General features: G+C 47.6%; 1 protein-coding gene. It reads left to right on the forward strand.

Annotated features, from left to right (window positions below; translation table 11 throughout):
* Positions 1 to 159: 159 nt before the first annotated feature.
* On the forward strand, positions 160 to 24774 hold the full coding sequence (locus ESE_RS0107345) for a mucin-binding protein (RefSeq protein ID WP_010373432.1): 24615 nt from the start codon (positions 160 to 162) through the stop codon (positions 24772 to 24774).
* The last annotated feature ends 22 nt before the right edge of the window (positions 24775 to 24796 follow it).

A 24796-nucleotide genomic window follows, 5' to 3' on the forward strand; every position in this document is an offset into this window, starting at 1 on the left:
ATGTGAAATTCTGTACAAATGTCCCAATTGTGCAACAAAAAAGCTAACCAAAAGTAACCGTTCGTCCGACATGTCATTTATAATTATTTCTAACTAGGTGGAATATAGGCCACTATCGATTATGAAAAAGAGAGTCATAAGAGAATTGGGGAACTTAATATGAAAATGAACCTGCAAAAGGACATGTTTGATCGCAAATTGCGATACAAGATGTACAAAGATGGTAAAAAGTGGGTGTTTGCCAGCATGGCGACTTTGTCTTTGATTGGGGCTTTTTTGGGCGGTGGTAGCGCCCATGCCGATGACAAAGATACTGATCAGTCACAAACGACTGATTCGGCAGAACAAGCCAACGCACCTAACTCGGACAGCACGGTTGTCTTGTCAACAGCAACTGAGGTGTCAACAGTTAGTGATCAACTATCAAATTCTGCACAAGTTGATGCTAGTGATGTAGCAGCAACTGTTTTAAGTGCGTCTGTTAGTGCGGTTGCTTCATCAGCTTCAAGCGCTTCTTCAGTCAGCGCTAGTTTGCAATCAAGTACAGTCGTTAAGTCGACGTCTGCGTCAATTTCTTCATCAGCATCAAGTGTTACAACCTCAGCTAGTGTGATGGTTTCAAGTAACGCTTCTTCAAGTGCATCAACAAGTGTGAAAAAGAATGTCGCCTCTTCTAGCGCTAAGCAACCTGCCAAAGTCACGACGAGTAGTGCCTCTGCTACTAGTAAGAAGTCAACGGCAGCAGCTGTTTCGTCATCAGCAAGTCACACAACGTCAGGCGTTTCTTATTCAGTTGATTCAGCCAAGTCAGCTGCAACAGCCGTGACGTCAATTGTGGCTGCAATGCATAGCGTCGCTGCCGCAGACTCAGCAGCGATTGCGGCTTCAAAAACTGATAAAGTCGTTCGTAACACAGCGATGGAAGCATTGGTCGATCACATTGTCGAAGAAGCGAATGGGGTCGCACAATCTTTGACATCAGCGCAATACCAAGCCACGCACATGCAAGTTAAAAATGCCGATGTCTTGATGATGACGGTGTATAACGTTGTGAACAACATGACTTTTGAACTGCAACAAGCCATTCAAATGGCTGCAGCCGACAAGCGTGGTGTGCAGGACGATGTTTTAGCGCGGGCACAATCCGCGTATGTCAATCTTGATGTTTCACGATTTAACGCCACGGCTAAGTTATCAGCGTATGGCGATTTGATTGTGAGTGCACCAACAAATCAATTTGCTAAAGTGGTCGCTGCCCTTCACCAAACGGGGTTATACGACGACTTCCGTTTTGTTGTGGACCCAATTATGACCAGTGCGGTTAACACCGTTACTGACGCGGAAGTTGACGCAGGTAAGGTTCGTGATGCCCTCATTTTGGCGCACAACGATGACCAAATTTACAACGCTTTCGTGACTGGTGGAACCGTTTCGAAGACGACGACTTCAACGATTAAAGAAGGAACTGGGTTGACCAGCTGGACGGCGAGCGCTGACTCTGATCCAACTGATACGCCTAAAAACACAGCGGCGGTACCAAGCGGCGATGCGAGTTCTTTGACGTCAACAACGACGGTCGATGGCGACACGCAATACTACAACTTGACTGGTGTGACGAGTGCCGATGGTACGAAGCAAGCAGCCGTTAAGCCGGTTGCCGGAAACGTGACGTATAAGTACCAATTGGATTTGTCAGGAAACTTTACCATTACTGGTAAGTTCTTTATGTCAAATCACTCAGACTCACGTGTGGCTAAATTACCAACTGTGGATGGCAAGCAAAATGCCTTCCAAGGTGGATCAACTTATCCATCGGGAGACTTTTTGGGACTCTTCTTGTCACCAACCGACCCGGGTACGATTGGTGGGACGAACGGTGACTTGGGAATCGGTGGTTTACCGGATGCCATCGCCTTTGGTATCGATTTTTTCTATAACTCAAACAAGGGTGACCAAACCTTCGGAACGAACACAAACGAAACGTACCAAAAGAACGGTTACCCAGTTGCTGGTTTCCGTACAACTGACGCCGATGGTAATTTGACAAACGGAACGGGTGGGGTACAGTACACGCAAAACACGAGTAAGGGAACTAGTTACTCATCAACGACGCAAAATTCTGTACCCGCTGGTATTCTAACGACTGGAATGCCTTATTTCTTGAGCTATGATGCGACTACGCATGTTTTGACGGCATCGATGCCAAAGCCAGGTTCAACCAATGTGAATGATAAGAGCCAATATCTGACTTGGACTTATACATTGCTACAAGAATTGTTGAAAAAGGGCGTTTTGTCACTTGGTTTGTTGGGTGTTACAGGTGGTAACGGAGCCGTGATGGAAGCGTCGATTGATGTTACGCAACGGAACCCGCTTACTGGTAAAGATATGCACTTCTCAGGAACCTTGGTGCCAAACTCAGTGACGGTTAAGTACCAAGACGCGTCAGGGAAGACGCTGTTGCCTGATACGAGTATGAAGGCAAACGTTGGTGACAAGATTGGTATTGCTTACGTCTCACCAAACTACCAAATTGATGATTATGCCTACCAGGCACCGTCAAGCAGTGCAATTGACAGCACGAAGTACAAGTTGATTTCAGCGAACGACGTGACGGTTTCAGGGTCGAAGGCTAATGTCATGACGTTGGTCTATGCGACACGTCAGACTGCGACGGTGCATTACATGGTGAATGGTGTTGCTGACGCCTTGCCAACACAGAAGATTTCGGGTTGGGCCACGGAAGCTTATTCAACTGCCGATGGGTACAGTGACTTGATTTGGGCAAAGCCGGGTTACTCAATTAACGCTGGTTATTTGAATGGTGCATTTGATTCAGACGATACAACTGACCAACCTATCTGGATTTATATCACGTCGAATGCACAAACCGTTAAGACGACCGTAACGGGATTGCCAGCGACATATGCGACGCAAATTGCGTCAGAGACGAAGACAATTGCGACGGCAACTGATAGTACGTACGATTTGCCAGCTGCAATCGAAGTACCTGGTTATAAGTTGGTAGTCACAGATGCAGCGGGTAATGAAGTCAAGAATTATACGGCTATTAAGACGCCGGCTGGTAATGCGGGTGACATGATTAATTACACGTATGCCTACACAGCATTGCCAGATAGTATCAAGGTTTATTACACATACACGGATCCGAATACCGGGTTGGTAAAACCAATTGATACGAAGTTAATTGGTTTGCGTCAAATTAACGGTCACGATATTAACTACGATGCTAATGGTGCACCGTACATTTTGATGACGGGCGTTACTGACGATAAGGTTGATTTAACGAAACTTGAAAACGTTACAGGTGGCTTTTCTTGGGATGGTAAGGCGCCAGTAGTGAACGGTAAGGCTGCGACATCAACCACGGCTGTGATGAATGCAGACGTCGATGATGTGGTGACGATTAACTTTACCCAACAACCAGTTATCGCCACAATCTACTACTTCGCTTTGCGCGATGGTAAGTACACGCAATTTGCCCCATTGGGAAGTGGCACGGCGAATACCTTTATTTATAAGGGATATGCCAACACAAAGATGCCAACCGATCCAGCGACATCGGCACAGTTATACCCAGAAGTATCCGGGTATGATTTTGTGTGGGTGACTGCAGGAAACGTCACGTCCGATAACCCAATGAACGTTGCGACGGATACGCCTTTGGATGATGCTGGTACAGACTATACGTTGGAAGCAAATACGGTTTCAACAAAAATTCTGTCAGCAGACTCACGCAAGAACAACGTCTTTGTTATTTACGTTGCCCAGGCCCAAAAAGCAGTCATTAAGTACGTTGACCAAACGGGTGCACCAGTGGCTGTGCCAGCTGGTACCCCAACATCTTTGACAGGTGTTACGGGCGAAGCGTACGACACAACGAAATTAACGCCAGATGTGCCAGGTTATAGCAAGCCAGTTATCACTGATACGGCTCAGGTCGCTGGTAAGGTTGATAGTGGTAAGACTGACGAAGCTGGTCAAACAATCTGGACGCCACAAGCAGTAACGGTTGCCAACAGTGGCGTATTTGGTTCAAACAACAGTACGGTGATTACGGTGACTTACCAAGCCGCACCACAAGTAGCGAATGTACGCTACGTTGACCAGAATGGTAACCCAGTTGTGGGGATGTCGGCAGATTTGCCAACCACGTTGACTGGTACGTCAAATTCACCATTGGCAAACTTGGTAACGGCGGCAATGAAGACGGCGCCAGCCGGCTATACGTATGACAGCACAGATGCTGCCACAACGTTTGATGCGGATACGACATTGGATCAGACGGTTACGGTGCACTTCATTGCGGCGAACCAATCAGCAACAGTGCGTTATGTTTTGGCAACGGTTGATGCGGACGGCAAGGTGACTTACACGAAGACCGCTGTCCCAGGGACAACACCAGTTAGCTTGTCGGGAACAACAGGGGCGGACTATGCCTCAAATGGTTTGTATACGAGCGCAGTCACGAACAAGGCAATTCCAGGTTATACCCGTTTGGGAATTGACTTGGGCACTGGTAAGTTTGTTGATGGTACGAACACAATTACGGTTGGCTACGTTGCTGATGAAGCCACTTTGCAAGTGATTTACTACCTTTTGGATACGGATAACAAGGATAATTCATATCAAATGTCAACGCGTAATGGTGCGTTGATGACGCCCGATGTGCCAGCATTAACTGCTGATAAGTTGGCTAATTTGCACACGGACGATGTGATTACGTTGACGGATCCAATGTTTAAGGGATATGTGTTGCAAAAGGCTGATACAGATTTGTCAGGTCTAGCAGGTGGTGCGAACGGACAGTACACGGTGAAGGCCGGTACGAATTCGATTTCATACTACTTCTTAGCAACCACGCAAAAAGCCACGGTTAATTTTGTGGATGAAGATGGCAAGCAGATTCCAGGCCAAGCCTCACGTCAAGTGACGGGACCATCTAACTCACCAATTCAGGTTGAAAATGAGATTCCTGGTTGGACGAAGATTGATACCGATGCGAACTACTTTGATGATGACGATACGGTTGATCAGGTGATTAACATTCGTTATGCCCAAGACGCACAAGAGCAAGCAATTTTGGTGACGTACCCAAAGGCAGTGGGCAAGGCTGATATTACAAAGCCGGTTGTCACGCAAACTGGTAAGACGGGTGAAACTTTCCCGGTCTTTAAGTTGACGGGCTATGAGATTCCGGGGTACACCATGCTGGTTGATGGTAAGGCAGCCACTGAAATTGCAGCGGAAACAGCCGACGCCACGAACAACCCAGTTGGTGGGACGCCAATTGCACCGTTGAGTAGCCCAGATGGTAAGACATATGCATCTGACGTCGATGGTGATCAACAAGTTCACATCATCACGTATAAGGCAAACCCAGCGACTTTGACGACGCATTACTACCTTGAAGGTGAAGCTGGTCAAAAGACTGGTACTGCGGCAGTACCAGGTCTTAAGACGGTCGTGAACACGAATTTGACGACTGACGCTGCGGTGACGATTACGGATCCAACGGCGCCAGCGGGTTATACGTTAGTAACGGCTGATTCAGATTTGGCAGGCGTTAACAAGTTAGCGGATGGGTCATACACGGCTTTGATGGGTGACAACACGATTACGTACTGGTTTACAGCCGATGCGCAGTCAGCTAAGGTAACGTATAAGACTGATAACGGGACAACCGTTAAAGCGGCTTCTCGTGCGGATGGTACGGCAATCACTGAAGTCGACGGGGTGACTGACGAAAGTTACAAGACGATTGATGATTACAAGACTGTTGTGAGTTATGTGCCTAAGGGATATACGCTACAAAGCGTTGTTGTTAATGGTCAAACGTATACTTCTTCAGCAGCAGCCTTAGCAGCACTGGATAAGTTGAGTGCGGTTAGTGCAGATAATGCGATTGTGATGAATTATAAGGCTAATTTGCAGAAGGTTGTGGTGAACTTTGTGGTTAACCAATATGACATCACTAATCCTGCAAAACTGGTGAGTCAGTATGCCATGCCAGATTCTGACCAAATGTCGATTACATTAACGGGTACGACTGGTCAGACGATTGACTATACACAGATTGCAAAGTACCTCAAAACAGACACACTACCAGCCGCAATGTCTAAGTATGCCTATGATGCCCAAAATGGTGTGGCACCAGATAAACAGCAATTGACGTACGACGACGATACTGAAACAAATCAGACCGTTACATTAGCGTATACTGGTAAGTCGATTAATTATAGTTTCGTTCTTCTGTCAACTGATGATACGAATGCATTTGATGCGAATGGAAAGTTTGTGGGTATTCAGAATGGATACACTTATAATGGCGAAACGTTTGCGAAGGGGATGGGATACGCGTCTTCGACGGTGAAGACGGCATCTGACTTTACGCAAGGGACTAATAACGTTGTTTTCGTTCAAACATTAGCGGGTGGTATCAACCCATGGAACACGAAGATGATGGTTAGTGGAACTGTCGCAACGATTTTTACGCAAACAACGGCAGATGGTCGTTCGGTAAAGGTTGCTCAAATCTCAAATCCGGTCGTTACGATTCCATTGGGCGACGGAAAGTCAGTTACTCAAAATTATGGAACAGGTGTTATTAAAAATGCTGATGGTTCAATCAAACAAATTTTGACGACTCCCGATTCGTCATCTATGACATATTTCTACGTCACACTGACAAATGATTCTAAAGATTTAGATACTGGTAAAACAGTAACGAAGGGCATGACTTGGAGTTTGCCTGAACCAATGACGGGTTGGGAGTTATACTCTAACGGTTATATGTCTGGTGCACGTGATCAAACAGACGTTTCATATCCAGCGACAGGAGCATACGCTAGTGATGGTAGTCCTTGGGTTTATGCCTATTCGACGATGCCAACGATGGTTTCTGCGACAGATGATAATACTGTGGCAAAAAATACGGCAACTGCAAAAACAAGTACACAACCAGTTTATGCAGTCTACTACTATCTAAAAGATGGTGTTCAGACAGTTAATGTTAATTTCCTTAATCAGAATGGGGAGGCTATCCGAACTGCTACGGCGGTTAAAGGATATTCAAACACAACGATTGATTACCAGCCAATTGCGTCGCTGGCAAATATCAAGGGATATCAATTGATTTCTGATGGACGTGAAACAACAACGACATATGACACGGTTGGTGTAACGGCTCAAACGGATAATTACAACCGAGTGAAAATTGATGCTACGACAGGAAAAGCATTAGTTAATGATGATACAAAGCCTCAAACAGTTAACTTGGTCTACAAGGCAAATATGCAATCAGCATCAGTTGCGTTTGTTGGACCAGATGGCAAGGCATTGAAGAACAATGTTAATTTGCCAGATGGTGTGACGGCTGGCGCTGTAGACTTTTCAGCGATTACGGCAGCCTTGAAGGCAATACCTGGCTATCACATTGTGACTGACTTACCAGCAACTGCCACATTCGATGATTCTGATAACGTGAATGGTGCTGATGCAGAGCCGCAAGTGTTTACAATTGTCTATGCTAAGGATGCCCAAACGGTTCATGTGAACTACATGGTGCAAAACACAGATGGGTCATTGACAAAGATGCCGGGCAAGGATGTCATTGCAATCAATGGATTGACGGGTGATACAGTTGATTACAAATCTGTCGACAAGGTGGTCAAGGGTTATACCCTCGTAACCGACGAAACGACGAACACAACGGCGTTTGATAAGACGAACAACGGCACGGCAACAGTCGATGGGACACCACAAGAGGTTAACTTGGTGTACACGGCTAATGCGGCCAAAGTTAAAATTGTTTATCGTGTACAGCAAATGACGTCAACCGACGGTAAGACGGTTAATTCAGTTTTGGATAAAGATGGTAATCCAATTTACATGACGGTAAATCCCCAAGGTGATAGCGCGGTTGCTACCGGGGTGTATGGCAATGATTATGTGGTAAATGTTTCTAATAAGGGAATGTTGGAGCAAGGTTATTACTTCTACTCTGCTGATTTCGGTGAAGGAAATACACCTGATACTGAAACAGATGAGCTTGGCTCTGTAACAACTTACCCAGATGGTACAGGTCCAAAGGGTAAGACTGACGACCAAGGTGTCGTGGCCAAACGTTACACTTTCTCAGATGACGATGACCCTGACAATGGTCGTACTTTGTACGTGACGTACCGTCCAGAAATGTACCAGTTTGACATCGTTTACCTGGTTCAGGACCCTGATAAGCCAAATGAGCCACCTACCGGAATTTTGACACACGAAGTCGGATTTGCCGGCGGGTTCTACTCATTTAAGGTGCCTACGTTGCCAATTCCAGCCTATACAACGGCCGGAGCTGACCAAGGAAATTTGAATGGTCCATATGGACCAAAGGTAAATGGATTTGGTTTGATTGAAAACGACGCTAATAATAGCTATGATCCTGATCCACAATTTAACGAGTTGCTTGGTGGAAGCAATGGTACCCAACAGGCGCCTCACTTGGTCGTGCGTTATACGCCAAATCGTATGACAGTGACTGCAAACTATGTTTTGGTAAATGACAAGGGCCAAGTTGTTCAGTCAAAGACGTCAAACGGAATGGTTGATACGTATCTATCGACGAATATGGTGACAACTGGTGACATGGGCGCCGAAGTTGTTGGTGACTGGCGTTCAGTTGGTCTTGATGGAACTATCAGCGCTACGTCACAGGCTTCAGCTGTTAAAAACTTCGATGGGTATAAGCTGGTCGATAAAGAAGGTGTTTGGTCTTCAACGCCTTTGACATTTGATTTTGATGCGGATGGTGATGGTAAAGACGACCCTGTTCCACAAACTTCAGATGAATATATTGATTATGTGACGAATGTTTATAACAAATTTATGACGGCTCAAAATAAAGAGGCAGAAGCATACAATACGGAACACGCTTCTGAAATTGCTGCTGGAACGTTAACGAAGCAGACGATTTTGAACCCGATTGAATTGACTGATATTCAGAAGACGTGGGTTAACTTGAGTGTTGATACCAATAACGTCGATCATAAATATCAAGCGGCTAATAACTTTGTCACGTACCAATACAAGGTTGACCCAACTATCACATACACTTACAAGGATTCAGCCGGTAAGGTGATTAATAAGGGTGAACCAGTAGTGGATGCCGATGGCAACTCATACTACAGTGACCGTACGCCAGCGGTTATTCACGTAACGGCTGATATGCCAGCTGATGGTGGCGGTGCCTATACTGTGACGGATACCGCAGCTGATATTGCAGGATTCTCACGTTCAGACGCGGGTGCATTGACGTTTAACGGAAATGCCTACGTGGCCAGTGGGGTGCTACCAAGCACGAACTATGATGTGGTCTTCACGGCAGTGCCACAAAAGATTACGACGAGTTACGTATCTGATACGAAGAATGCCGCTGCAGCAACTGATAAGATGCCTGCAACGACGACGACGGTTCGTGATACGAATGCGACGTACACGGTTGATACAACTGGTGGGGCTACCATCCCCGCTGGTTACTACGTCAGCCAAATCACGTATAACAAGGCTGTTGTTGCGACGGCCGACTCAGCCACGAGTGGGTTGCACCAGGGGGATGCAGCCTTTACATCAGTTGATGAAGTGGTGAAGGCTGTCTCAGAGCTTGGCACGACTGCGAACCAAATCGAATACACATTGACGGCAGCGCCAGAGCCTTTGCAGGTAACGTACAGTTACACCACAGCAAAGGTGGCAAACTGGACGACCCCAAAGACAACGATTGCGGCCAATGTTAACGACACGGTTGCGACTGACGACGCCTACAATGTAGCGGTACCAACAGTTGCTGGTTACACTGCCCAAATTGTTGCGAAGGCTGCTGACGGAACTGTTTTGAACACGTACACAGCAACCCAATTTAAGGCGATTGCAGCCGCCGGTTTGGCCATGACGGCTGATGGTGCATACTACGACGTGATTTACACGCCAGCAGTGCAAAATATCAAGACGTCATACACCTTGCCTAAGAATGCCAAGGTGCAAATGACCCAAATGACAGCCGATACTGTGCAAGCTGCCACGGATTCAACGTATGATGTGACGGCTGATGGCCCATTGAAGGCGTTGATTCCACGTGGATACCAAGTGGCAACAATCACAATCAATGGTCAGGAACTATCAGTTGATGATGCTGATGCCCAAAACTTGCAAGTCATCGCTGGTGATAACACAGTGGTCTACAACTTGAAGGCATCCATCCAACCATTGACGGTTAACTACGGTTTCGCTAATAAGACGCCAAATGCGAAGGCAGTTGCGTTATTGCCAGGTAAGTCAACAGGTACGAACGCGACGCAAGATATCGATAAGGTATCTTACGCAACGGGTGACAACTACACAGTGGTTGTCCCTAAGATTGCGGGTTATGTTGCCACGGTGACAACGGGCGATAAGGATAATCAATCAACGATTGACCCCACGGCACCTATTCAAATGGTGGCTGGCGGGGCAACCTACAACGTGGTTTACACGCCTGAAGCACAGACGCAAACGACGTTGTACCAAGGTCCAGAAGTTGCCCTTGATCGCATGAGCAAGACAACATTCGTCAACCAAACGGCGACGGATGCTAGCTTCACGGTCAGTGCGAATGGTCCGGCAACGGATATTCCAGCGGGATATAAGGTTGAAAAGGTTACCTTGAACGACAAGGATGTCCAGGCCGGTGACTTTGTGACATCAGTTGGTGGCGACACAATCGTTTATACGTTGGTTGCAACTGATAATCCTTTGAACGTGAACTACCAATATGACACGATTAAAGGCTGGACGGCACCAATGACGGGATTGCCAACTAACATTGCAGACGAGGCCGTTTTGACAGATGCCAAGTATGCCGTTGCAGTGCCAGACGTTGCAGGTTATACCGCATCAGTGGTTGATGCAAATGGTAATACCTACACGCTGGCGCAATTGGCTAATTTGCCAGGTATGCCTGCTGGTGGTGAAAGTTACACGGTCACGTACACGCCAAATGCACAACGTGTCAACGTGGTATTCAAATTGAATACGACGGACGGTGTGGAAATGAATGGTCGTGTGGCAGAGCGTATCGATGGTATTTCTAATGGTACAGTTAGCTACGATAAGATTACTGACTTGGACGTGCCAGGTTATGCCTACCAATGGCAAAACACCGTCGCAACGTTTGACAGTGATGATAATCAAGATCAAACGGTCTACATTATCTACACAGCCAAGTCTGATCAAAAGGCTAAGTTGGTCTTTGTGAATGATCCAAAGCAACAAGCTGATATCGATACGACAAACGGTACAACGAACACACAAATTACGTTTGTAAACCCAACAACCAAGCAAACGTTGACTGATCAAGATTTGGTGCGCACTGGTTATACGTATGTTTTGGCCGGTACCAGCAACGCCTATGCGTCACTGGTTAACTTGCCAAAGTACACGGATGCTGATGATGACACACAAACTTATGACGTGACATACACGGCTAAGAAGCAACAAATCGGCATTGTGCAAAGCGGTTTGCCAACGGGCTTAATGACGGCGAATAACTTAGCTAAGATTGCCGGTTATACGAATGGTCACTATGGTCAAGAGTTGGATGGTACGTCAAACAACACACTGCCAACGGCTGCGCAATTGCACGTACCTGGATATGCGTTCCAAGCTTATCTGGTACATGCCGATGGCACGAAGACGGCGGTCGATTTGACGGCACTTGGTGATCAAGTCTTTAACTTGTTGCCAGGTACGATTGACGATAACGGTTTGGCTGTGACGCAGGTTGAAGTGGATTACACGCCAACGCTGCAACAAGCCATTGTGCAGGATGCCACACATAACTTTGAGACGGCGACTGGTCAAACGGGAGCGAAGATTGTGTTGCAGATGACGGATGCTGCTTTGGCAAAGGCCGGTTACACCTACACGGTTAATGGCTTTAGTTCATTGACGGATGCGGTGGCAGCAATGGCAACGTATGACAACACGGATAATGCTGCGGACGCGACCGTCGATGGTACGCCACAGCTATTTAATGTTGTTTACACAGCTAACAACCAATCAATTCCGGTTAGGGTAGTTGGTTTGCCAGCTGCCAAGGTGCCTAATTTGGCCAACTTGACGGGTGTTACGGACAGTACGTATAACAACGTGCCAACGGATGCCCAACTTAAGGTGCCAGGTTATGCCTATGTCATTACGGATTCGAACGACAAGGCCGTAACGCTTGATCAATTGAAGACGGCCACGTTCCAAATGAACGGTGAACAGTTGGCGGTGACAGACTATACGGTGACGTATACCGCTGAACCAACATCTGCTAAGGTCATTTACCAATACGATTCAAGTGCTACCTTGGCGAATGCACCAACGTTGCCAGAAACAACAGTTATTTCAGGTGTGACTGACGGTGCGTACCCAGCGACGACTATCCAAACGTTGCCAGGTTATACGACGGTGGTAGTTGCCCAAAGCGCTCAGGTAACTGGTCAATATGATGCTGCGACGAACCAAATTAACGGGACGTTCACGGCAGATGATATGTCAGGTGATAATTCAGTTTACGTCGTGACGTATGTGCCGACGGATCACGACATCAAGGTGCATTATGAAGTTGATGAACCAACCGATGCGACTGAACCATCAGGAACGTTTACGTTGCCAGCTGATACGAAGATTTCAATCAAGACCGATAAGGGTTACCAGATTACATCTGTCGCAACCCCTGGTTATGCGATTGAGAAGATCGATGGCAAGCTGATCGACTGGGACAAGTTGGCTAAGGTCACTGAGACGGCAGAAGATGGCACGATTATCACGTATTACAAGCTGGATGATCACACGTTGATTAGTTCAGACAAGTTGAATGTGACATTTACTAATACAGCTGCGGTTGACGCGACTGGTGAATTGCAAACATCACATTACGACATTACGTTGTTGCCAACGAAGCAAGACTTTGATGTGACGTACGAATGGGCTGATGCAGCCACTCAGGATGCAGCGAATGCGACGGCTAAGGCTAAGATCGACGCGCAAGTTGCAGCACCAGTTGCTAAGACTGGCATTTACACGGACCACAAGTACGGCTTTAGCTATGTTGTGGTACCAGGCTACACGGCGACTGTATCTGGTGTTGCGCACGTGGATGATAAGACGGACAGTGATTTAGCCGGTGCCTTCGACGATGATGGTAAGGGTAACGTCACAGCCAACATGCACGCGGTTAACACGAGTTACAAGGTTGTTTACTCAGCGAATAAGCAACACATAGATGTGGTTTACCATGTCGCTGATACTGGTATGACAGATGTGTTGGCAGTCACAGGTTTGCCAACGGATGACTCAGGCATTGTAACTGGTTCACTCGAAGGTCAGACCGACATGGCGTACACGGATGAAACGTCAGGCGATTTTAACTACAAGCTCGTGAAGGCCGTGCCAGGTTATACGTATACCATCACAGATGCAGCCGGCCATGTGGTTAAGGATGCAACGGGTAAGTTGTTGTTCATGCGTGAAGCGGACTTTGATTTGAGCACATTGCCAGGTACGTTTGCAGTTGATGCAACGACTGGTGCGTTGATTCAAAATCAATACACAATTACGTATCAAGCAGATAAGCAACAACAAATTACCTTTGAAAACCCAACTGATCCAGCAACTGGTAAAGCACCAGTGACGGATCCAATTACGCAAACGGCTGATTCAAATCAAACGTTTGCCGAAGTTGATTTGGGTAAGGATTACAACATTCCGGGTTATACGATGCACATCGACGGTGAGGCTGGCACAGTGTTGGCGTCACAAAAGGCGGACAACACGGATGTCGCTTACACGTTTGATAATGATGCAACGGATGAGGCACTTGCACAATCTGTGGCTGCAACTGATGGCACTGTGCAAAAGCACGTTGTGACTTATGTTGCGAACACCGATCAAAAGGCAAGTTTGACGATTGTGAATAAGCCGGTTTCTGCTGGTGATTTGCCAATCGTTGCACCGATTACAGATGGCACGACCGATGCCAAGGTTGATTTTGGTATTACGCAAAGTCAACTTTATGTACCAGGTTATACATTTGTCGTGACTTTGGTTGGGGATGCCACGAAGACGCCGATTAATATTGATGATTTGCGCTTTACGCGTGATGAAACAGATGACCAAGCATACGAAGTGACGTACACGCCAATTTCACAAACGGTGAACGTTAACTACAAGACAGATGGTTTGACGACGGACCAACAAGCCAATGTGCCTGGTTCGGCTGCTGACTTTACGTTGACTGGTAATACGGATACGAACTATGCATCAGCTACAATGAGTGGTGCATCAAATGCTGTGATTTCAGGTCGACCTGGTTACACATTCACGGTCAGCGAAGTGCACGGTCAAGGATCAGATGCAACATCATCAGCTATTTCGGCAGCAACTAACTTGGGTAGTCAGGCGACATTCGATTTGGCTGACGTAGCAAACGGTTATACTTTCGCAGTAAGCGGCACTGGTAATGAATCAGGACTTGCCGTTGCTGGGTCAGAACAATTAAAGACGCCTGAAATCGATGTTGCTTACACGGCGTTGCCACAACACATGCAGGTGACGTACGCAGTTACCGGTACACCAACGACGGCCCAACAAGCCCGCGTAGATGCGGGGGCGAAGGATAATCCAACGACGGTCACGGCAACAACTGATGCATTATTGTCAGTTGCGACAGCTGCCACAACAATGATTATTCATTCAGTTGATGGCTACACATTCATGATTTACAAGAAGAAGGCTGACGGTTCTCGTGGCGATTTGGTGACAACCGACCCACAGACAACGGACTTCGACTTGACAAAGAATGCGTTGACGAAGGATCAATTATTTGCAGTTGATGCTGACGGTAACTTGGTCATGCCAGGTTATGATGTCGTTTATACGGCGGACAAGCAGACGGTTCATGTCAACTTTGAAGACGCAACGACGAAGATGGCAGTTGCTGACCAAGATACGGTGACAATTTCTGGATTGTCAGACGGTACGATTGACTTTACTTCTGCCCAAACGGTCGTTGATGCCCTTATTGCTAAGGGATACCAAGTTGTGACTGGATTGCCAACGGATGCAACTTTGTACGACAACGACGATGCAAATGACCAAACATTTACGGTGACAGTTCGTCATGGTGTGTCAGATGAACACGAAACACTTGCAGCAACATCAACAGTGGCGTATGAGGGTGCCAACCCAGCGCCAGAAGCGAACGTTGTTTCTGTGACTGTGACGCACACATACCAAACGGATGACGTGACTGGCAATCGTATCCAAGCTGGCGATAAGGCTAATTATGGTACGTACTATAAGGCAGATACGTATGTAATTGCTGAAGCTGATGCTTCTAAGGCAACGGTTGATGGCACGACGGGAGATATCACGTTCAAAACGGTAGATACCCCAGCTGTGGCCGGATACACGCCAGATGCGGAAACGAAGCAAAATGTCAGCGCTGCGATTGTCGATGCAGAGACTGGTGCAGTAAGTTATGCACCAGTTGCGTCAACGGTGACGTATACCGCAGATGTGCAAAAGGTTGTTGTGACATTTAAGGATTTGACGACTGGTAAAGCAGTTTCAGGTCAAGAACCGGTGATGATTACCGGTGTGACTGATGGCACGATTGACTTTACGACAGCGCAAGATGTTGTGAAGGCTTTGGAAGAAGCTGGTTATTATGTTGTGACTGGATTGCCAAAGACTGATGTGCCATATGACAACGATGATGCAAAGAATCAAACTTATGAAGTAACACTGCGTCACAGTGTTACCCCACAAAGTGAAGATTTGACGGCAACGTCAACGGTGACATACGAAGGTGCCAACCCAGAACCTAAGTCAAATAAGGCAACTGTAACGATTACGCACACGTATCAAACAGACAATGTCACAAAGCAACGCATTCAAGCAATTGCGAAGGATTCGTACGGGGCTGATTATGTGGCAGATACGTATACGGTAGCGGATGTGGACAAGGCGACCGTCACTGTTGACAAGACGACGGGTGCATTGACGTACACTGCAGTTGAGACGCCAGCCGTCGCTGGTTACACACCGGATAAGACGTCAGTATCAAACACGGCGGAAGCAGTATTGAATACTGAGACTGGCGAGTACAGCTATGGACCAGCCAAGTCAACGGTAACGTACACAGCAGACGCTCAGAAGGTAGTCGTGAAGTTTAGCGATTTGACGACTGGACAACCGGTCGCCAAGCAAACAGATGTGACAATCGAAGGTGTAACTGATGGTAAGGTTGACTTTACGACCGCGCAAGCGACTGTTGATGCGTTGGTTAAGGCCGGCTACTACGTAGTCGCTGGACTACCAACTGATCCGGTGTTATTTGACAATAAGGATAAGGAAGACCAGTCATTTACGGTAACGTTGCGTCACCAAGTTACAAACGAGACTGAGCCATTGACGGCGACGTCAACGGTGACGTATGAAGGGGCTAACCCAGCGCCCGCAACGAACGTGGTTACGGTAACAGTGAACCACACGTATCAGATGGATAAGGTGACTGGCGCACGTATTCAAGCAACAGCGAAGGATGCGTACGTTACGGATTACCAGCCAGATACGTACACGGTTGCGGTAGCTGATGCGGCAAAGGTAACGGTGGATGAAACGACGGGTGCTTTGACGTACACGACGATTGAAACACCAGTTGTAGCTGGTTACACACCAGACAAGACGTCAGTATCAAATACAGCCAATGCGGTATTGAATGCTGAGACTGGTGAGTATAGTTACGAACCAGCCGAGACAACGGTAACGTATACCGCAGACGCCCAGAAGGTTGTCGTGAAGTTTAACGATTTGACGACAGGACAACCGGTCGCCAAGCAAACAGATGTGACAATCGAAGGTGTAACGGATGGCACGATTGACTTTAAGACGGCGCAAGACGTCGTTGATAAGTTGGTTAAGGCCGGCTACTACGTAGTCGCTGGACTACCAACTGACCCAGTGTTGTTTGACAACAAGGATAAGGAAGATCAGTCATTTACGGTAACGTTGCGTCACCAAGTTACAAACGAGACTGAGCCGTTGACGGCAACGTCAACAGTGACGTACGAAGGGGCTAACCCAGCGCCCGCAACGAACGTGGTTACGGTAACAGTGAACCACACGTATCAGATGGATAAGGTAACTAACACGCGAATTCAAGCAACAGCGAAGGATGCGTACGTTACGGATTACCAGCCAGATACGTACACGGTTGCGGCAGCTGATGCGGCAAAGGCAACGGTGGATGAAACGACGGGTGCGTTGACGTACACGACGATTAAGACACCAGCTGTAGCTGGTTACACACCAGATAAGACGACAGTATCGAATACAGCGGAAGCAGTATTGAATACTGAGACTGGTGAGTACAGCTACGCACCCGCTAAGTCAACGGTGACGTATACCGCAGATGCACAGAAGGTTGTCGTGAAGTTTAGTGATTTGACGACTGGACAACCGGTCGCCAAGCAAACGGATGTGACAATCGATGGTGTGACTGATGGCACGATTGACTTTAAGACGGCGCAAGACGTCGTTGATAAGTTGGTTAAGGCCGGCTACTACGTAGTCGCTGGACTACCAACTGATCCAGTGTTGTTTGACAATAAGGATAAGGAAGATCAGTCATTTACGGTAACGTTGCGTCACCAAGTTACAAACGAGACTGAGCCGTTGACGTCAACGTCAACAGTGACGTACGAAGGGGCTAACCCAGCGCCCGCAACGAACGTGGTTACGGTAACAGTGAACCACACGTATCAGATGGATAAGGTAACTAACACGCGAATTCAAGCAACGGCGAAGGATGCGTATGTTACGGATTACCAGCCAGATACGTACACGGTTGCGACATCTGATGCGGCAAAGGTAACGGTGAATGAAACGACGGGTGCATTGACGTACACGACGGTAAAGACGCCAACCGTCGCTGGTTACACACCGGATAAGACGTCAGTGTCAAATGAAGCGGAAGCAGTATTGAATACTGAGACGGGTGAGTACAGCTACGGACCAGTTTCAACGAAGGTTGTTTACACAATTGATGCTGTGCAAAAAGCATCATTGCATTTTGTAAATGATCCAAGTAATCGTGCTGACAAGGTGATTTCGGACGGTAAGGCATATGAAACGATTGACTTTGGTACGACGACGGCTGATTTGCATGTGCCAGGTTATAGTTATGTGATTACGGATGCGGACGGCAAGACATACGAGTCAATTGACGACTTTGTTTACACGGCCACGGAAACTGATTCACAGGACTACACGGTAACGTACACGGCATTGCCAGTCGAAGTTGCGGTGCACTACGACACAACTGAGTTAACAGCTGAGCAGAAGACAACAGTTAACGTAAAGGATGGCAAGATTACTGGTGTAACTGACGCCAAGTATGCAACGGCTAATGGGGCGACAACGGTACCAGCCGTGCCAGGTTATACGTTTACGGTAACTGACGCGACCGGAAATAAGGTTGTTTCAGATAGCAAGGACGCGTACGACTTGACGAACGCAACGGGTACGTTTGCGGTTGATGGCGATGGTCAGCCAATAAACAACGAATTTACGGTTGTTTACACGCCAGTTGATCAAACGGTTACGGTGAACTACAACACGACCGAGTTGAATGACACGCAGAAGTCACAAGTGAAGGCGCCAGCCACGGCAACAATCACAGGTAAGACTGATGCGTTGAACGAGACGGCCGAGGGTGACACGACAGTTAAGGCTGTGCCAGGTTACACGTTTACAGTAACGAATAAGGCTGGCGATGTCCTTGTTAAGGATGCTGAAAAGGACTTTGACTTGAAGAAGGTTCCGGGCCAATTTGCGGTTGATGAATCAGGCGAACTAAAGAACCCAAGTTACACGGTTGTTTACACGCCTGAATTGCAACAGCAAACAGTCAACGTGACGTTCCCTGTATCAGCGGGAAAGCCAAACGTAACTGGCGATGTCGTGAAGGAATCAGTAACTGGTGTCGACTTTACGGATACTGATCTAGCAGCGAAGTACAGTGTCGACGGTTATACGATGTATGTTGACGGTGTGAAAACGACCACGATTGCGTCGGAGCCAACCGACACAACGGCTAACGGCTTGAGTGAAACTGATGGGACACCACAGAACCACAAGGTGACGTATGTGGCTAACACGGATCAAAAGGCGACGTTGACGTTTAAGAACGATCCAAAGCACCGGACGACAATCGTTGAATCAGAAGGAACGTCAGACGAGACGATTAACTTCGGTACGACGACGGCTGATTTGACGGTGCCAGGTTACGATTATGTCATTGAGGATGCTGCCGGTAACAAGTACACGTCAATTGACGACTTTGTTTACACGGCGAAGGAAGCTGATTCACAAGACTACACTGTCACCTATACAGCTAAGCCAGTGGAAGTTGCCGTACATTATGACACTGAGAATTTGACTGCTGGTCAAAAGACGACAGTCAATGCAACTGATGGTGTCATCACGGGTAAGACGGATGCTGGTTATGCGACAGCCGATGGTGCGACAACTGTAAAGGCAGTGCCAGGCTACACATTCACCGTGACCGATGTGGCTAAAAATACAGTTGTTGCAAACAGTACTTCGGATTATGACTTGAAGGAAGCAACAGGGACGTTTGCTGTTAATGCGGCTGGTAAGCCAATTAACAGCGAGTTCACAGTCGTTTATACACCGGTTGCCCAATCAGTGGCTGTAGATTACGACACGGCTAACCTAACGCCAGAGCAACAGAAAACTGTTGCGGCGACGGATGGCAAGCTTGATGGCGTAACGGATGCGAAGTACAGTACAGCGACTGGCGATAAGATTGTCAAGGCAGTGCCAGGCTACACATTTACAATCACTGATGCATCAGACAAGCCAGTTGTGAGTGATGCAACGAAGCCGTTTGATTTGACGACGGTGGCCGGTGCGTTTGCCTTGAATACTGATGGTAAGTTGGTCAACGACCAATTTAAGGTTGTTTACACGCCAGTTGGACAAACGGTGGCTGTAAACTACAACACAACCGATCTGAATGACACACAGAAGTCACAAGTGAAGGCACCAACCACGGCAGCAATCACGGGTAAGACAGATGCGTTGAATGGGACGGCTGATGGTGCGACAACTGTTAAGTCCGTACCGGGCTACACGTTTACAGTGACGAATAATGCTGGTGACCTTGTAAAGGATTCTGAAAAGGACTTTGACTTAAAGAAGGTTCCTGGTCAATTTGCGGTTAACTCAGATGGTACGTTAAAGAACCCAAGTTACACGGTTGTTTACACGCCTGAATTGCAACAGCAGACAGTTAATGTGACATTCCCTGCATCAGCGGGTAAGCCAAACGTAACTGGCGAGGTCGTGAACAAGTCTGTGACTGGCGATAACTTTACGGTCACTGACCTATCAAGTTATAACGTTGATGGTTACACGATGTTAGTTGATGGTAAGCCAGCAACCAGCATTGCGGCAGAAGCGACTGACACAACGGCTAACGGTTTGAACAAGACTGATAGTGAGCCACAGCTTCACGAAGTCACATTCGAGGCGAAGGCGGATCAAAAGGCGACGTTGACGTTTAAGAACGATCCAAAGCACCGCGATATGATTTCTAAGGATAATGGTGTGTCAGATACAACGATTGACTTTGGGACGACGACGGCTAAGTTACACGTGCCAGGTTACAGTTATGTGATTACCGATGTGGACGGCAAGACATATGAGTCAATTGACGACTTTGTATACACGGCCAAGGAGGCTGATTCACAGGACTACACAGTTACGTACACGGCATTGCCAGTGGAAGTTGCTGTGCACTATGACACAAACAACTTAACTGACGGTCAAAAGGCGACCGTTAAGACAACTGATGGCAAGATTACTGGTGTAACGGACGCAAAGTATGCAACGGCGAATGGTGCGACAACGGTACCAGCTGTGTCAGGTTACACGTTTACGGTGACCAATGCGTCAGGCAAGTCAGTTGTCAGTGATGCGACGAAGCCGTTTGATTTGACAACAGTGACAGGTACGTTTGCAGTTAATGAAGCTGGTCAGCCAATTAATGATCACTTCACAGTCGTTTACACACCAGTTGCCCAAAAGGTAGCGGTGGATTACGACACGGCTAACCTAACCCCTGCACAACAGGCAACGGTTGATGTGCAGGATGGCCAACTTGATGGCGTAACGGATGCGACCTACGACACGGCAACCGGCGACAAGATTGTTAAAGCTGTGCCAGGGTACACATTTACCATTAAGGATGCGTCAGGTAAGTCAGTTGTCAGTGATGCGACGAAGTCATTTGATTTGACGACAGTAGACGGGGCCTTTGCATTGAATCCTACCGGCAAGCTGGTTAACGATCGCTTTACGGTGGTTTACACGCCAGTTAAGCAAACGGTAGCGGTGGATTACAACACGTCGAATTTGAACGAGACACAAACGTCACAAGTGAAGGCACCAACCACGGCGACAATCACGGGTAAGACGGATGCGTTGAATGCAACGGCTGCCGGCGATACAACGGTTAAGGCTGTGCCGGGCTACACATTTACGGTAACGGACGCGTTAGGCAAGCCGGTTGTTGAAAATTCAGAGAAGAACTTTGATTTGACTAAGGTGCCAGGTCAATTTGCGGTTAATGCAAATGGATCGTTAAAGAACCCAGGTTACAACGTGGTTTACACGCCTGAATTGCAACAACAAACGGTAAACGTGACGTTCCCTGCGTCAGCAAACCGCGACAACGAGACGGGCACTGTTGTTAATAAGTCTGTGACGGGACAGGACTTCACGGTCACTGACCTATCAAGTTACAACGTCGATGGATACACGATGTTAGTTGATGGTACGCCAGCAACTAGCATTGCAGTAGAAGCGACTGACACAACTGCTAACGGTTTGAATAAGACTGATAGCAAGCCACAATTGCACACGGTGACGTTTGTCGCGAACACTGATCAGAAGGCACGTCTGACGTTTGTTAATGATCCTAAGCAGCGCGATCAAATTACCAAGAATGATGGTGAGTCAGATACGACGATTAACTTTGGGACGACGACGGCTGATTTGGCAGTACCAGGTTACAGCTACGTCATTACGGACGCGGCTGGTAACACGTACAAGTCAATTGATGACTTTGTTTACACAGCGAAGGAAGCTGATTTGCAAGATTACACCGTCACGTATACTGCTGAGCCAGTGACGGTTGCGGTTCACTTTGATACGACAATGTTGACGAAGGAACAACAAGCAACGGTTAATGCCACGGATGGTGAAATTAGTGGTAAGACGGATGCAGATTACACGACGGCGCAAGGCCAAACGACGGTGCCAGCTGTACCGGGCTATACGTTCACGGTGACGAATGCAGCTGGGAAGGTTGTGGCGCAAGATGCAACGTCAGACTTTGATTTGACGACAGTGTCAGGCGCATTTACGGTCAACCCAGATGGCACACCAAAGAATGACCACTTCACGGTTGTTTACACACCAGTTGAACAGGTTGTGACGGTTAACACCGACACGACAGGGTTGAATGCGACGCAAAAGGCACAAGTGAATGTACCAGCAACGGCGACAATCACGGGTAAGACGGATGCGTTAAATACAACTGCTACAGGTGCGACGACAGTGAAGGCAGTACCAGGTTACACGTTCACGGTGACGGATGCGGCGGGTCATAAGATGGTTGAACATTCAGAGGCAAACTTTGATTTGACGACTGTCCCTGGCCAATTCGCGGTTAACCCTGACGGTACGCTGCAGAACCCAAGTTACACAGTGGTTTACACGCCTGAAGTACAACAACAAACGGTTAACGTGACGTTCCCTACGTCAGCAAACCGAGCTAACAAGACTGGCACAGTGGTGAACACGACTGTTACTGGTCAAGATTTCACGGCGACTGACTTATCGAATTACAACGTTGACGGTTACACAATGTTGGTTGATGGTGTGAAGACAACGATGATTAATCCTGAGGCAACGGATACCACGGCCAATGGCACGTCAGCAACTGATGATGTACCACAAGTTCACAACGTGACATTTGTGGCTAACACGGATCAGAAGGCGACGCTAACATTTGTGAACGATCCTAAGCATCGTCAACCAGTTGTTGAGACGACAGGAACGTCAGATACAACAATCAGCTTTGGTATGAAGACTGCGGATTTGGCTGTGCCAGGCTATAGTCATGTGATTACTGACGCTGCTGGTAAAACATACACGTCGATTGACGAGTTTGTTTACACCGCAAAGGAAGCTGATTCACAGGACTATACAGTGACTTACACGCCAGCCGTGCAACAACAAACGGTGACGGTCACGTTCCCTAAGGCAGCTGGCCGACCAAATATTGTTGGTCAGGTGACCCAAACGTCAACAACAAGTGTTGATTTTGCAACGGTTGATTTGACGAAGTATGCGGTGCCTGGTTACACGATGTTAGTCGACGGCCGACCAGCGACAAGCATTGCACCGGAAGCAACGGATACCACACCAAATGGTTTGGCGACTGTTGATAATGCGCCTCAAGGACACCAAGTAACATTTGTCGCAAATGCTGCGAAGGCTCAAATTGTGGTAATTGATGACACGACTGGTGCGACTTTGCGTGTTGATGATGTGCAAGGCGTGACGGACGGTGAGGTTGTTTACAACAGTCCAGCAACCATTAAGCGTTACGAAGCGATGGGTTATGTGCTGGTATCAGACGGCTTTATTGCTGGTACCCATTATGATGCGATTGCTGATGCAACACGTGATTCACAAATCTTTGAGATTCACTTGCAGCACGATACAGTTGATAGCACGGGTAAGACGCGCACAATTGTCCGCCATACGACGATTAAAACGCCGGATGGTAAGGTTGTAACGGTTGAACAAGTTGTCACGGTGACACCGCACTTTAGCGTTGATCGGGTGACAGGTGAACGCGTGCCGGATGCTGCGGTAACAGACAAGACCAAGTATGCTCATGCTGAAATGCCTTGGCTTGAAACGCACGATCGGACGGCACGTACGGTTGTTAGTGAGATCAAGATTAATGGGCAAACGGGTGAGACGGACTTTGGTGATGTGCAGGTTGCCAATATGCCAGGTTACAAGTTAGTTCGGACGAACGAACCAAACGGTGATCAGGTGGTAACCTTTGTTGCGACGGCCACGGTCCCAGTAATACCACATGAGTCTGTGAAAGCACCAATGACGACTGAACAAACACCAACTGTCGTGACTGTTTTGCAGCCAACGCCAAGTGTACCGGTGGTAACATCGGCTGCACCGGCGCTGGTTAGTCAGGCACCTGCGAGTCAGGCGGTTATCACGTCGGCGAGCGCGGTGAATGTGACACCAACAACGTCAGCAGCACCACTAGAACCGATTACAGAACCAGATGTTGCGGTTATTCACGATACGGTTGTTGATGGTGATGAAGGCTTGTGGATTCACGAAATCCCAGACGATAAGGATGGCGATGTCAGTGATTTGCAAAACCTCCATGATACCAACGTTATGACGAACGACCCATACTTTGTGGCGCTATTGTTTGCAACATTAGTTGCCGCCGGTATGTTCGGCGTTCTCATGGCCTTCTATCGTCGACGCGAAGTGACTGAGCGTAAGCTAGCTGCACGCCGAGATGATGGTGACCAGAATTAAAAAATAACGAAGAAACCTCTTC

The sequence above is a fragment of the Weissella cibaria KACC 11862 genome, assembly GCF_000193635.1.
Taxonomy (GTDB): domain Bacteria; phylum Bacillota; class Bacilli; order Lactobacillales; family Lactobacillaceae; genus Weissella; species Weissella cibaria.

What these genes read in the sequence shown, in the direction of transcription:
- ESE_RS0107345 (WP_010373432.1), top strand. Translation starts at nt 160, where the DNA reads ATGAAAATGAACCTGCAAAAGGACATGTTTGATCGCAAATTGCGATAC.